This window comes from Vitreimonas flagellata, from assembly GCF_004634425.1.
Lineage (GTDB): Bacteria > Pseudomonadota > Alphaproteobacteria > Caulobacterales > Aquidulcibacteraceae > Vitreimonas > Vitreimonas flagellata.
The window spans coordinates 288,536-302,210 of sequence record NZ_SBJL01000004.1 but is presented as its reverse complement, the minus strand read 5'-3'; the positions used below and the strand labels follow the sequence as shown (position 1 = coordinate 302,210).

The 13,675-nt window shown below is 63.8% G+C and carries 12 protein-coding genes; 4 read left to right on the top strand and 8 right to left on the bottom strand.

What is annotated here, in order from left to right:
• Nucleotides 1-205: 205 nt before the first annotated feature.
• Nucleotides 206-1,276: an AI-2E family transporter gene (locus EPJ54_RS17290; RefSeq protein WP_167755809.1), complete on the bottom strand. Its 1,071-nt coding sequence runs from the start codon at nt 1,274-1,276 to the stop codon at nt 206-208.
• Between the two features lie 74 nt (nt 1,277-1,350).
• On the opposite strand from EPJ54_RS17290, the gene EPJ54_RS17285 reads away from it, so the two are divergent.
• Nucleotides 1,351-2,892, top strand: coding sequence for a helicase HerA-like domain-containing protein (locus EPJ54_RS17285; RefSeq protein ID WP_135213001.1), 1,542 nt, complete (start codon nt 1,351-1,353; stop codon nt 2,890-2,892).
• Nucleotides 2,892-4,871, top strand: a complete 1,980-nt coding sequence (locus tag EPJ54_RS17280; RefSeq protein WP_135213000.1) for a TonB-dependent receptor — start codon at nt 2,892-2,894, stop codon at nt 4,869-4,871. Before EPJ54_RS17285 ends, EPJ54_RS17280 begins: the two co-directional genes overlap by 1 nt.
• Here EPJ54_RS17280 and EPJ54_RS17275 read toward each other — a convergent pair.
• Both EPJ54_RS17275 and zapE read right to left on the bottom strand, forming a co-directional pair.
• On the bottom strand, nt 4,857-5,333 hold the full coding sequence (locus EPJ54_RS17275; RefSeq protein ID WP_135212999.1) for a DUF1203 domain-containing protein: 477 nt from the start codon (nt 5,331-5,333) through the stop codon (nt 4,857-4,859). The two genes, EPJ54_RS17280 and EPJ54_RS17275, sit on opposite strands and share 15 nt — an antisense overlap.
• 76 nt (nt 5,334-5,409) lie before the next feature.
• Nucleotides 5,410-6,516 (bottom strand): cell division protein ZapE, encoded by a 1,107-nt coding sequence (gene zapE, locus EPJ54_RS17270; protein ID WP_135212998.1) that lies wholly within the window; start codon nt 6,514-6,516, stop codon nt 5,410-5,412.
• A 151-nt stretch (nt 6,517-6,667) separates the two neighbouring features.
• Between zapE and EPJ54_RS17265 the strand changes: the two genes are divergently transcribed.
• Entirely contained in the window at nt 6,668-7,615 is a 948-nt protein-coding gene (locus EPJ54_RS17265) for a GNAT family N-acetyltransferase (RefSeq protein WP_135212997.1), read from the top strand.
• A 62-nt stretch (nt 7,616-7,677) separates the two neighbouring features.
• Nucleotides 7,678-8,904, top strand: coding sequence for a tetratricopeptide repeat protein (locus EPJ54_RS17260; protein WP_135212996.1), 1,227 nt, complete (start codon nt 7,678-7,680; stop codon nt 8,902-8,904).
• On the opposite strand, the gene EPJ54_RS17255 is transcribed toward EPJ54_RS17260, so the two are convergent.
• The 5 genes from EPJ54_RS17255 to EPJ54_RS17235 all read right to left on the bottom strand — a co-directional run bounded on the left by EPJ54_RS17255 (nt 8,901) and on the right by EPJ54_RS17235 (nt 13,636).
• Nucleotides 8,901-9,257, bottom strand: coding sequence for a response regulator (locus tag EPJ54_RS17255; RefSeq protein ID WP_239591000.1), 357 nt, complete (start codon nt 9,255-9,257; stop codon nt 8,901-8,903). The genes EPJ54_RS17260 and EPJ54_RS17255 overlap by 4 nt on opposite strands.
• Before the next feature lie 2 nt (nt 9,258-9,259).
• A complete protein-coding gene (locus EPJ54_RS17250) occupies nt 9,260-10,795 on the bottom strand; it encodes a sensor histidine kinase (RefSeq protein WP_135212994.1) in 1,536 nt (511 codons plus the stop codon).
• A 61-nt stretch (nt 10,796-10,856) separates the two neighbouring features.
• Nucleotides 10,857-11,639 (bottom strand): succinate dehydrogenase iron-sulfur subunit, encoded by a 783-nt coding sequence (locus EPJ54_RS17245; RefSeq protein ID WP_135212993.1) that lies wholly within the window; start codon nt 11,637-11,639, stop codon nt 10,857-10,859.
• Nucleotides 11,640-11,693: 54 nt separating this feature from the next.
• Nucleotides 11,694-13,118, bottom strand: coding sequence for a cell envelope integrity protein CreD (gene creD / locus EPJ54_RS17240; protein WP_135212992.1), 1,425 nt, complete (start codon nt 13,116-13,118; stop codon nt 11,694-11,696).
• 110 nt (nt 13,119-13,228) lie between these two features.
• Nucleotides 13,229-13,636, bottom strand: coding sequence for a hypothetical protein (locus EPJ54_RS17235; protein ID WP_135212991.1), 408 nt, complete (start codon nt 13,634-13,636; stop codon nt 13,229-13,231).
• Nucleotides 13,637-13,675: the final 39 nt, after the last annotated feature.

The window sequence follows — 13,675 nt, the reverse complement described above, 5'->3', positions numbered from 1 at the left end:
GGGGGACGCACGCGGAGGCCTGGTCCTGTGGACGGTCACGGTCCGCGTGAATGAAGCCCCCCGCTTGAGCCCACGCATTACGGATCGATACGTCGAATGACGTTCGAGCGCGCGCCGGTGCAAGTGTCGTTAGTAGCTAGAAACGTCCCAAGCCCCGGCGACGTTCGTAACAAAATCGATACATGCTTGCCGCCGATTCGCAAGATCAATTTGATCCGGACTCGGCGCTTCTTGGCATCTCTGCGTCGGGTGTCGGTTTTCCGTCTGCGGACAGCAGAATGGCGATCCATTTCGTCGTTGGAAATTGCGCCAATACAATCATCAACATCACCGTGAGCGGCGCTGCGAGAAACGCGCCAACGATGCCCCACACCAAGCCCCAAATCGCCAGTGCAAGCAGAACGACGACTGCAGAAAGATTTAATGACTCTCCCGTCATGCGCGGCTGAATGAAATTGCCGATGACGAATTGCCAAACGCTAACCCCGGCAAAAACCGCGACTACAGGTCCGAGTGTGGGAAATTGTACAAGCGCGACGGCTGTCGTCAGGACAACAGCGGCGATTGAGCCGATGGTTGGAATGTAGTTGAGAAAGAATATCAGGAACGACCAAAACAGCGCGTTCTCAAGACCAATGATGGTCAGCGTCGTGAACGTGAGTCCGGTGATGATCAGGCTCATCACTGTCTGAACCCAAAGATAGCGCTCCATTGAAAGGCGAATGCGCGCGATCACGTCACGCGCCGCCTCGCGCTTCCCTTTGCCACGGAAGATCAGATCGAGCTTGTCTGACATAACGCCCGCGGCTGGAAACAGGAAGGCCAGGAAGATCAGCGTGAAGATCGTGCTGGAGACGAGGTTCTGCAGGCTCTCGCCGATCTCGCCCGCGAGCCGCGCCGGATCGAGATTGGCGATCAAATCGCGCACCGTCGGCGAACGCCCCGGCACGCCGAGCGCTTCATGTGCTTGGCTGAGCACCTGGTTGAGCCGGAATTCGTAGCGCGTTTGATCGGCCAGGATGGCCGCAACATTGTTGACCACGACAACGCCAACGAAGGCGATGATGCCCAGCACGATGATGATCGCTGCCGGCAGCGCGACCCAGCGCGGCGTAAACGGGATGCGCTTGTCCAAGGTCTCGGCCAGTCCGTCGATCGCGAGCCAGAGGATGAGCGCCATTGCGAACTGGGAGAGCGGCTCGCGCAGAAAGTAGAGGCCGGCAGCCATGACGCCCGCCGCAATTATCCACAGCGCGCCCCGTTGCGACAAATCCATCTGCCTCTCCTGCCCGGCTTGCGCCATAAACACCCGATGCGCCAAGCTGTTGCGCGAAGCAAGGAGCCCGACGAATGGCGGCAAACATCGAGATCGGCGCGTCCCCCGAGGGGGTGCAGAGCATGGCTCTGAAGCGCGCCAACCGCCACGGCCTGATTGCCGGCGCCACGGGAACCGGCAAGACCGTTACGTTGCAGGTGTTGGCCGAGGCGTTCGCGCGCGAGGGCGTCAACGTCCTCGCCGCCGACATCAAGGGCGACCTTTCCGGCTGCGCCGCGAATGGCGATCCGGCCCCGGCGTGGGCCACAGCACGCGCCGCGGAAATCAATCTGCCGCTGACGCCCGAAGCGATGCCGGCGGTGTTCTGGGACGTCTATGGCGAACTCGGCCACCCCGTCCGCACCACGGTGACGGAAATGGGCCCGGTGCTGATGGGCCGCGTGTTGGAGGCGACCGACGCGCAAGCCGGCGCGCTGACCATCGCCTTTCGTATCGCCGACGATTGGATCAAGGCCGGCAAGAACGAGGGCCTGCTGCTCGATCTCAACGATCTGCGGGCGCTGCTCACGTATCTCTCGGAAAACGCGGACGAGATCGGCAAGCAATACGGCCTCGTCACCCCGCAATCGATCGCCGCCCTCCAGCGCAAATTGTTGCAGCTTGAGATGGACGGCGCCGACCATTTCTTCGGCGAGCCCGCGTTCAAGCTCGAAGAGCTGCTGCGCACGCGCGAAGACGGCAAAGGCACGATCAACATCCTCGCCTCCGAGCGCCTGGTGCAGAGCCCGCGTCTCTATTCCGCGTTCCTGCTCTGGCTGATGAGCGAGCTTTGGGAAGAGCTGCCGGAAGTCGGCGATCAGGATAAGCCGAAGCTCGTCTTCTTCTTTGACGAAGCGCACCTACTCTTCCGCGATGCACCGAAGGAATTGGTCAATCGCGTCGAGCAAGTCGTGCGCTTGATCCGCTCCAAGGGTGTCGGCATCTATTTTGTCACGCAATCGCCGGCCGACGTGCCGGAGATCGTACTCTCCCAACTCGGCAACCGCTTCCAGCACGCGCTGCGCGCATACACGCCAAGCGACCAGAAAGCCCTGCGCGCGGCAGCGCAGAGCTTCCGCGCGAATGAAAACGTCGATGTCGCGAAAGAAATTCAGGAATTGAACGTCGGCGAAGCGTTGGTCTCGACGCTCGACGAAAAAGGTGCGCCAACGCCCGTCGCGCGCACGAAAATCCGCCCGCCGAATTCCCATGTCGGCCCGATCTTGCTAGCCGAACGCCAAGCCATGATGCGCGCCAACACGGCCGGCCGCGCCTACGAAACAGCGGTCGACCGCGAAAGCGCGCACGAAATCCTTGGCCGCCGCGCCCAACAAGCCGCCGAAGCCACAGCGCGCGAAGAAGAACGTGAGGCGCGCGAGAAAGAAGCCGCGCGCGCCTCGCGCAGCACAGGCTCCCGCTCCAGCAGCGGCACGTCACGCGCCAAATCCACACGCAGCTCCGGCTCGCGCACCACCGCCGTCGAGCGCCAAACCGGCCGCGTCGCCAGCGGCATGATGAACACACTCGTCCGCGAACTCATGCGCGGCATACTCGGCACGCCACGCCGGCGGCGTTGATGGACGCCGCAAGCGAAGAGATCATCGTCGTCACCGCACCGCGCTTACCGGAAGCGGCGGGTGAGCAAGTGTATTCGACGCTGCCGATCGATCCCCGTGCGGTGGAGGATGCCGTGCGTTTGGATCGCGCGCTCGCGGTCGCGCCGGCGGCCAATCTCTTTCGCCGCAACGATAGCGGCGCGGCGAACCCTACAGTGCAGGGCTTGTCGCTGCGCGCAATTGGCCCCTCTGGCGCGGGCCGCGCGCTTGTCACGCTCGATGGCGTGCCACAGCACGATCCGTTTGGCGGCTGGGTGATTTGGGGCGGTTTGCCACCCGAATTAATCGAGCGCGCCAACATCATTCGTGGCGCCGGCGCTGGGCCTTATGGCGCGGGCGCGTTGACCGGCGTCGTCGCGCTGGACGAACGCAGTTCACAAGGCTTCTCGCTCCGCGCCGAACATGGCGACCGCGATTACACGCGCACCGGCGGCGTAGGCGTCGCCAATGGCGATGCGTTCAACGCGCTCCTCGCCGCAAGCGTTGAGCATGACGACGGCTGGATTCCCACACGCGAAGGCCGCGGCGCCGCCGATACGCCGCTCGCACGCGACGCCATGAGCGGCGCTGTGCGGGTGCAGCGCATGCAGGACAATGCGCTCATCTCCGCACGCCTTTCCGCTTACGGTGAAGAACGCAGCTCCGGCTTGGTCGGCGCAAACTCAACAGCCGATGGACTCGCCGCCAGCCTCACGCTTGTCGCCCAACCAAGCGCCGATGCGCCGGGATGGCGCCTGCAAGCGTGGGCGCGCGAGAGCGACATGAGCAACAGCTTCGTCAGCGTGGCGCCTGGCCGCAACGCAACAACCCCGGCTTCCGTGCAAGACGAAACGCCTGCGTTTGGCTGGGGCGCGAACGCGGCGCTGCGCTGGAGCAATGCCGAAATCGGCTTCGACGTGCGCGCCGCCGATGGCGAAACGCGCGAGCGTTTTAATTATAGCGGCGGCACGTTCCTGCGCTCTCGCATCGCCGGCGGCGAAACTCTGAGCGCTGGCGCGTATGCCGAGGGCTGGCGCAGCTATGGCGACACGCTCGTCTCAGGCGGCGTTCGACTGGATTGGTGGCAGGCGAGCGAAGGTCAACGGCTTGAGCGTTTGATCTCCACGGGTGCGCCGACGCTCGATGTCGAAGCCGAAGATCAAGAAATCTGGGCGCCCAATGCGCGCGTTGGCGTGCGCCACGATTTCGGCGCGCACTACGCCCGCGCCGCCGCATACGCCGGCTTTCGCCCACCGACGCTCAACGAGCTCCACCGCCCCTTCCGCGTTGGAAATGACATCACGGAATCGAACACGTCGCTGGAGCCGGAACATCTCTATGGCCTCGACGCCACGTTCGGCGATGACAATGGCGATGTCGCGTGGAGCGTAGGCGTGTTCGCTGTGCGCCTGGTCGATCCAATCACCAATGTCACGCTCGGCGTCGGCCCCGGCACATTTCCGCCCGGTGTGTTCGTGCCCGCGGGGGGCGTATATCGGCAGCGCCAAAACACTGGCCACATCAATGCATTCGGCGTCGAAGCCGACGCGCGCGGCGCGCTAAGCGATGTGCTCTCCTGGCGCGCCGCGCTCTCTTACACGGACGCCGAGGTCAACGGCGGCGATGATGCGCCACAACTCACCGGCCTCCGCCCCGCGCAAGCGCCGAAATGGAGCGCCACAACAGGCCTCGCGTGGCGCCCCTGGGCGAGCGGTGAGTTTAGCGCCGACGCGCGCTACGAAAGCGCCCGCTTCGATGATGATCTGAACACACGCCGCCTCGGCGAAGCGCTGACGCTTGATCTACGCTTCGAGCAAGACATCACGCCCCACGCGAGCGCCTTCATCGCGCTCGACAACGCGCTCGATGCCGAAATCGAAACCGGAGCGACGGCGGACGGCGTCACACTTTACGGCGCGCCGCAAGCCGCGCGGATTGGAATTCGCCTAACTGGCCGCTGAGGCGCGATCAACACGGTATTGGAAGCAACCGAACTTCGACCTGATGTGCACGTACGCGACCGATGGGTCGCTCAAGATCGACTCGCATACGTCCTTCAGATCGCCGCCGCGCACGATCTGTCCGGTTTCGTAGCGAATCCAATCGTCAGCATCGTATCCGCGAACCGCCGCAGGATCGAGAAAGTGGAACCATGCCGGCAAGCCCGCGCCTTCGAACCGCACGCATGTTTCGTTGTGCAGAAAGATGGGGCCGGTCTCCGCATAAGGCTGCGCACAGGGAAAGGGACGACAATTGAGCACCAGCTTGTCGGCGCCCGGCGTAATGAGCTGGAGGCAGTGCCGGCACGGATTGGCTGCGCCCTCAGCGACGCGCGCTAGGGGCGCTTGTCCGTTCGCATCAAAGCCGTCGTTACGAAGTTGATCAAATTCCGCCGTTGGAATTCCGCTCACACGCAAATTCATGACATCCTCCTACCGCGTGGGAGAAGGTCACGGATTCCATTTCGGAGCGCGCCGCTTTCGGACTTGGCGCCAGAAACTAATCCACGATCCCGCTTTTCCATTCCGCATCGCGACGCGGCAGCGCGAGGTAGCTTTCGCTGCGCATTTCCATTAGGCGCGAGGCGGTGCGTTCGAACTCGAAGCTCTGATCGCCCGCCGGGTACAACGTTTGCGGCGGCGCGTCCGCGGAGGCCACGAGCTTCACTTTTGCTTCATAGAGCGCATCGATCAACGTGCGAAAGCGCGCCGCTTCTTCGCGCATTGAGGGCGAGAGCTTTGGGATGTTCTCCAGCAGCACGGTGTGGAAGCGCTCGGCGATTTCTAGATAGTCCGCCGCACCCAACGGCCGCGCGCAGAGTTCTTCAAAGGTGAAGCGCGCCACGCCGGCCGCCTCGCGCTCCACCTTCAGCGCGCGCCCGCCGACATCGAGCATCACCGATTGCGGCGCCGCACCCAGCGTTAAACGCTCCCACGCGCGATCCATGGATTCTTCGGCAGCCGGTCCAAGCGGCGCGTAATAGACGGGCGCCGCCATTAAGCGCTCAAGCCGATAGTCGCGCGGCCCGGCGACGGAGATCACGTCGAGCTTCTGCTTCAATTGCTCAATGAACGGCAAGAAGAGCTGGCGATTGAGGCCGTTCTTGTAGAGCTCATCCGGCGGCCGGTTCGAGGTGGCGACGATAGTGACGCCGCTTTCGAACAAGCGCTCGAACAAGCGGCCCAAGATCATGGCGTCGGCAATGTCGGTGACTTGCACTTCATCGAAGCACAAAAGCTGCGCGCTATCGGAGACGCGTTTGGCCGCCTGCGCGATCAATTGATCTTGGCCCGCGCCGGCCGCACGCGCGTCGCGCATCGCGGCGTGCTGGTCGAGCATGAATTCATGGAAGTGCACGCGCCGCTTCTTCTTCACCGGCGCCGTTTCGAAGAAAAGATCGAGCAACAGCGACTTGCCGCGCCCGACCGGGCCCCAAAGATACAGCCCACGCGGGGCAGCGCCCTTGCTGAACCAGGCGTCCGGATTCCAGCGCTTCAGCGCCTCGGCCAGCGCGTCCAGACGCTCGGCGGCGCGGGCCTGGTCCGGATCGGGCACGAGATCGCCCGCTTCGAGGCGCCGGCGGTACGCGGCAAGCGGCGATGACATCGAGACTCAGTACTCCGGCGGCGGCAGCCGCTTTAGAACCGGCCCAGGCGGGCCAACGCAAGTGCTGGACGGCTCTTTTCGCCGCCCGCGCCGCATGCTTCCCTGCCGGTAGCAGCGCCGACTCGGAAACGAGCGCTGGGGGCGGAGCCCGATGACGCAGATAGACGCCACGATAACGACCCAGCCGGCGCGCGCAGTCGCGCCCGCCAAGCATATCGTCGACGTGCTGATTGAAGAGCGTGCGCCGAAGCTTTCGTCAGGGCCGATCTGGCCGGTCGTGCGCCCGCCACTGTTCACGATCCTGAACTACCAAAAAGCCGTGCGCATGGCCGACATGATCGCGCCAATGGCCGGGGCGGAGGCGTTGGAATCGATCTCCCAGCTCTTGTCGGTGAAGCTTGATGTCAGCGGCTTGGAACGCGTACCGCGCGATGGCGCGTTCATCGTGCTGGCCAATCACCCGACGGGCATCACAGACGGCATTGCGCTTTACGATGCACTCAAGGGCCCCCGGCCGGATGTGATGTTCTACGCGAACTCGGATGCGCAGCGCGTGTGTCCGCGTTTCGATGACGTGCTGATCCCGGTCGAATGGGTGCTGGCCAAGCGCACACGTGAACGTACGCGCGTGACGCTGAAGATGACGGATGAAGCGTTCGCGCAAAATCGTCCGCTGGCGATCTTCCCGGCAGGGCGACTCGCGCGCATTCGCGACGACGGCAAGCTCACCGATCCGGAATGGATGCCGACCGCGATCAGCCTCGCGCGCAAATATGAGCTGCCGATCCTGCCCGTGCACATGAGTGGGCCCTACTCGTTTTGGTTTCACACCTTCTCGAAATTCTCGGCCGAACTGCGCGACATCACGCTGTTTCACGAGCTGCTCAACAAGCAGGGCAAAACGTACAAGCTCACCTTCGGCCCACTCATCCCCGCCGAGCAAGCGGTGGGTGACGGCGTCTCGATCACGCGGCGCATCAAGCATTATGTGGAGCGCGAACTCGAACACGCGCCGGACAAGCCCTTCGATCCGGGCGGCCCAGAATGCGCCTGGCGCGATCCCCCGCCCGCGCAACCAATTGTGAAAACTTCGCCATAGACGCCGGTCACGGCGCAGCGCAGGATACTCTGCGAGGGACGGGTATCGGATGGGAGTGAGCCATGCGCGCCCGTATTTTGGCGCTCGGATTGTGGGTGGGACTAACGGCGACGAGCATCGCCATCCCTTACATTCCGCCGCCGCAACCAGTGTATGAAGCGCCCATCGATCGCGCCCTGGCGAATGTCAGCGCAATGGAGGGTGTCGATCCCGCGCAACGCGAGCGCCTGCTGGGCCGGCTCAACCTTCTCGCTTACGCGCGCGACAACGCGCCTTTCACCTACATGCGCGAGAACGACAATTTCGTCGAAGCTGGCAGCATGCTCTGCCGTGACGTGCAGCCGATGGGCCCACCCATGGAGGAAGAGGAGCGCGAGTTCGGCCCGAACGATCGCTGCGCCGCGTACAATTTTCATCTGGGCCCACAAACCGAAACGCCGGCCAACGCGCCGCAAAATCCGAGCGCCGGCGCGCGTGCGCGGCTGGAAGCGGCGCGGGGCCATTATGCGCGTGCGTTGGAAATCGACCGGACCAATCTGCGCGCGCGATTGGGCTACGCTTATGTGCTCGATCGCCTTGGCCGCACCAATGATGCGCGCCGCGAATTGCGTCACATTTTGAAGCGCGGTCTGTCACGCTTGGCTGGCCCGCAATCGGAATGGGAAGATCACGCGGTGCTCACCGAAACCGCGGCGCACCTGGCGCACCTCGCGACCTCGCACAGCGATCGCGCACGTATGGATCGCTTGCGCCAGCGTTTGGAAGCGAGCCAGCCGATCATTTACGTGACGCCTGTCGTCGTGCCGCTCGCGGATCGCCCATTCGAGCGCTTGGTCGACAACGGTTCGCGCGTCGCATTCGATTTCGCAGGCACGGGCGATGCGCGCGCGCAAGGCTGGCTGACGCCGGATGCGGCGTGGCTGGTGTGGGATCCCGAATGGCGCGGCGAAGTGCGCTCAGGCTTCGACATGATCGGCCAGCGCACCTGGAGCGTGTTCTGGAGCGATGGCTTCGAGGCGCTGCGCGCGCTGGACGATGATCGCAACGGGGAACTCACCGGCGCCGAACTCGGCGGGTTGGCGCTCTGGCGCGACGAAAACCGTAACGGTGTCAGCGATCCGGGCGAAGTGATGCCGGCCAACGTGCACGGCGTGACGGCGCTTTCCGTGCGCGGCGAGACCACGCGGCCGGGCCTGATGACGGCGCCGAACGGCGTGCGGTTTGAGAATGGCCACACGCGGCCGCTCTATGATTGGACACCGGGGCTCGGGAACGCGCCAGTGAGCTAAGCGCGCACTTCCGCGATTGCCGCCGCAAGCTGATGCGGCTCGAACGGTTTGGGCAGCACGCGCACGCTCTTCCACGCCTCATCGACGCCGCCGGAGCCATAGCCCGTCGCGAAAATGAAGGGCACGCCGCGGGCACGCAGCGTTTCAGCGATCGGGTACGTGTGTGTGCCGTTGAGATTGAGATCGAGGATGGCGAAATCGATCGCCGAGTCTTGTGCGAGCTTCAGCGCCTGCTCGACACGGCCGCTGACGGCCACGACCTCGTGCCCCAAATCGTTCAACACATCTTCGATGAGCATCGCCACCAGCGCCTCATCCTCAACGATCAGAAATTTCAGCTGAGCCCCCGCCAAATCTAGCTTTCCCATTGATACACAAGCCGACGCTCCACCGGCGTCGAGATGAATGCTTCCACGCCTTCAGGCCGATACTCGATCCGCGCCTCGCCGTTCAGCTCGAACGCCAGATTGCGCTCGATCAGCCGTGAGCCAAAGCCCGCGCGCGTCGGCGGCGACACAGGCGGGCCGCCGCTCTCGCACCACGCAAGCTGCAGCATGTCGGCGCCGCTCTCGCCGCCAACGTCCCACTTCAGTGTGACGCGACCGCTTTCGTTGGAAAGCGCGCCGTACTTTGCAGCATTGGTCGCTAATTCATGCAGCGCGATCGACAACGCCAGCGCCTGCTTCGGCGTGAGCCGCACCACCGGGCCGCCCACCTCAACGCGCGCGCCGGCCGCGAACGCTTTCAGCGCGCGCTCGACTACTTCGCGCAGATAGGCGCCTTCCCAATTCTCAGCCGTTAGCAAATCATGGGCACGAGCCAGCGCGGTGAGCCGTGCATCGATCAAAGGTCGCGCATCGGCGCTGCGTTCGGTTGTCCGCAAGGTTTGCATCACCAAGGATTGCACCGTCGCCAGCGTGTTTTTTACGCGATGGTTCAGCTCATTGATGAGCAATTGCCGCTGTTCGTCGGCGCGCTTGCGTTCGCTGATGTCGCGCGCGATTTTCGAGGCGCCGACGATGCGACCGCTCGCATCCTTCACCGGCGAAACTGTGAGAGAAATATGGATGCGCTCGCCGTTTTTGCGCACACGCTCGGTTTCAAAGTGCTCCAACCGCTCGCCGCGCGAGACGCGCGCAATAATGCCGGGCTCTTCATGATGCAGCTCAGGTGGAATGAGCGTCAGCACAGAGCGACCGATGACCTCGTCCGGCGCGTAGCCGAACAAACGCTCGGCGCCCTTATTCCAGCTATTGATGATTCCGCTCAAATCTTTCGAGATGATCGCATCGCTCGAATTCTCGACGATCGATTTCAGCAATTGGCCTGTCTGATCGACGCGCGCACGCAGCGCGCGCGCAATGTCCCGCTCCAGATAGAAGCCGACCTGATGCGCGATCGTGTGCGCGACATCCAATTCTTCCGCGCTGAAATTATGCGGCGCATCGTGATAGACCATGAATTTGCCGGCGACGCCGCCATGCGCCATCAGCGGCACGAACGCCATCGCGCATATGCCCTCTTCGCGCACCGCCGCCTTCAGTGCCGGCGTTTCATCCGACGCCTCGATATCGCAGAGCGTGATCGGCTCAGGCTGCGGCTCGCCTTGTCGCCAGGGCGTGTGCCCGGAAACCGCGTCGCGGTAGCGCAGCGAAAGCCCACGCGAGGCCACGAAGCTCAGTTGCCCGCGTTCGTCGAACAAAAGAATGGATGCCCGGTCGCAGCCCAGCGCTTGGAAGATCGCGTCCAGCGCCGCTTCGTAAGCTTGCTGGGATGTCGCCGAACGAAACAGGCGATCGGTCAGGCGGAAAAAAACCTGCGCGGCGATGGTCGATGGCGGAGCGTCGTCGCCTTCCTTATCCACCGCATCCGCCACCAACGACTCCCGCACGCCTTGCGCCGAAGCCCGTCAACGCCGCAGACGGGAACTTTGTTCCCGCCCATGTGCGGACCTAAACCTTGCGCTCCACCATCGCCTTTTTGATCTCGGCGATGGCCTTGGCCGGGTTCAGACCCTTGGGGCAGACCTGGGCGCAATTCATGATCGTGTGGCAGCGATAGAGCTTGAACGGGTCTTCAAGCGCATCGAGGCGCTCGCCCTGGTGCTCGTCGCGGCTGTCGGCGATCCAGCGATAGGCTTGCAGCAGCGCCGCCGGGCCCATGAAGCGGTCGCTATTCCACCAATAGGACGGGCACGAGGTCGAGCAGCAGGCGCACAGGATGCACTCGTACAAGCCGTCGAGCTTGGTGCGCTCTTCTGGGCTTTGGCGCCATTCGGCGTCCGGCTCGGGCGTCTCGGTTTGCAGATAGGGTTGGATCGCGGCGTATTGCGCGGTGAAGTTCGTCAGATCCGGCACCAGGTCCTTCAACACCGGCTGGTGCGGCAGCGGCGAGATCGTGATCGCGCCGGCTGGATATTCATCCATGCCCTTGGTGCAGGCCAGCGTGTTGCGGCCGCCGATGTTCATGGCGCAGGAGCCGCAGACACCTTCGCGGCACGAGCGGCGGAAGGTCAAAGTCGGGTCGATGTCGTTTTTGATCGAGATCAGCGCGTCGAGCACCATAGGCCCGCAGCTATCCAAATCGACCTGGTAGATGTCCCAGCGCGGATTTTCGCCCGTCTCGGGATCGTAGCGGTAAATCTTGAACTCCCGCGTGCGCTTGGCCCCCTTTGGGGTCTCGTGGCGCTTGCCGGTTTTGACCTTGGAATTCTTGGGTAGTGTGAGTTCGACCATGGCGGGCGCGAACCTGACGAGCGCCGCAGCGCCCGTCAAGCACGCGAAATGCCCCTATTCCGTCGTCGATCCGGCAGGAGCCGCCCGGCCGTACCAATCGATGCGGCGTGTGGCGATCATGGTGGCGGCAATGACCGCGAAGGCGACCACGGAGCCGGCCAGGAGGGCGAAATCCTCCAAGGTCATCAGCACGTACATGGCGCCGTAGAGACCGCTGAGCCCCAAGAGCGCCTTGAAGCCCACGGCCGCGGAGCGGAAGGACGCCCCAGCGTAATAGGAGAGCAGCAGCACGGTGGCTGCGGCGGCAATGGTGAAGGCCTGGGTGAAGCCGATGATCTCGGTGATCGAGAGCAGCAGCAGGTAGAAGACGCACTGCGCCAGGCCGACCAGGATGTATTGGGCGGCGTGGGCCTTCTTGCCGCTGACGGCCTCGAATACGAGCGTCGCCAGGAAGACGATGCCGATGAACATGATGCCGTATTCGATGGCGCGGCGGACACCCTGGTAGATGTCGTCGGCGGCGACGAAACTCACGGCCATGTCGTGATTGGCGATGTCGCCCAGATTGAACGAGGTCAGATTGGCCGCTTTCGGCATGTTGCGCGCCACGAACGGCACGCGCCATTGCGCATTGAAGCCCTCGCCCGTCAGCTCCACGCCTTGGTTGGTTTGGAAATAGCCTTGCGCGCGAGTGGCCGTGGCGTCGCCGGCGATGGTGACGGCGGTGTCCTGTGCGAAGGCGGCGACGGCAAAGCGCTGCGCCCCGCCCAGCACGATGCGCGTGTCGACCACGAACGGCTCCGGCGCATCACCCAATGGCGCGGGCGCGGCGAAGGCTTGCAGCGAACGGAACGCCTGCGCCGGCGGCGAAGCGCTGTAGTCCCACTGCCCTGCCGCAATGGCGGCTTGGCCGAAGTCGAAATCCGAGGTCGGCTCCAAGGTGGCGGTGTCGCCATTGGCGAAGCGCAGTTCGGCGGCGTCGCGAATGGTGCGGCTGTCGCCGACGAACATCACCAATTGCGCCTGCGCCCAATCGAACGTGTAGGACGGATCGAGCCCTTCGAGCGCGGCGGCGGGATCGAACTCCGCATGGAAATTCGTCGTCGCGTCGAAGGAATCGGCGCGATAAATGCCGAGACGCCGCTGCGAGACAGCCAGCTGTGAGTCCGCCGTGCCGTTCTGTGCGAACACGATGTAGCGGCCGCGTTCGATGCTGGTTGAAACTTGGCCTTCCGTTGTGGTGACCTCAATCGTGCGGCGATACGGCACCACCAGCATCGGCCCGCCGATCACTTGCTGACCGCCCGCCTGCGCGCCGATCTCGGCCGTGACTTGGCGAGCCCGCTGTTCGCGGCCCTCCATCAAAGCGCCGACCGTCATTAGCGGAATGCCCATCGCGAGCACGAGCGCGCAGACGAGCAAGAGTTTAAGGCCCAACGATCCGCGCGGGATCAGGCCGGATATGGGATTGGAGGTCATGCATTCTCCCCGAGTGACAAACGCCGATGCTTTGAGCGCATCGCGGGCACTGCGCGGGGAGCCCCGCCCGATTTATCGCTCAGGCGCTTGGGAGATTTTGTGCAGAGCCCCTATGGGTCCATTTCAATGACGACCGCGTTCGGCGGCGGCACCCAATCTTCCTCGGGCGCAGCAGGCGGCGTCGATGTGAACGCGATCACAAACGCCGCCGCACCCGCAAGCGCGCAACCGAACGACCACAGAAGCGCAAACCAATCATAGCTCGCGTTGGTCTTCGCTGAGTCTTGGCCGCGCGCGATGCTCGCTTGCCGGCGCGCCTCGATCAGAAAGAAGCCGATCAGAAACACGAAGGGCAGCGCAAAACCCCACGGCGCAACCGTAAGCATCCAGGGCCGCAGGAAAAGTCCGAGCGAGCCGATGACAAGCCCGCCCAGCACCAGAAATTCCATGATGGCTTGGCCGCGATCGCCGAGGCTTGCGCGCAAGCGCCGCCGCCGCGCGCCCAATTCAGCGAACATTGCAGAGAAGAATCCACCCATGCCTGGGAAATAGCCCAA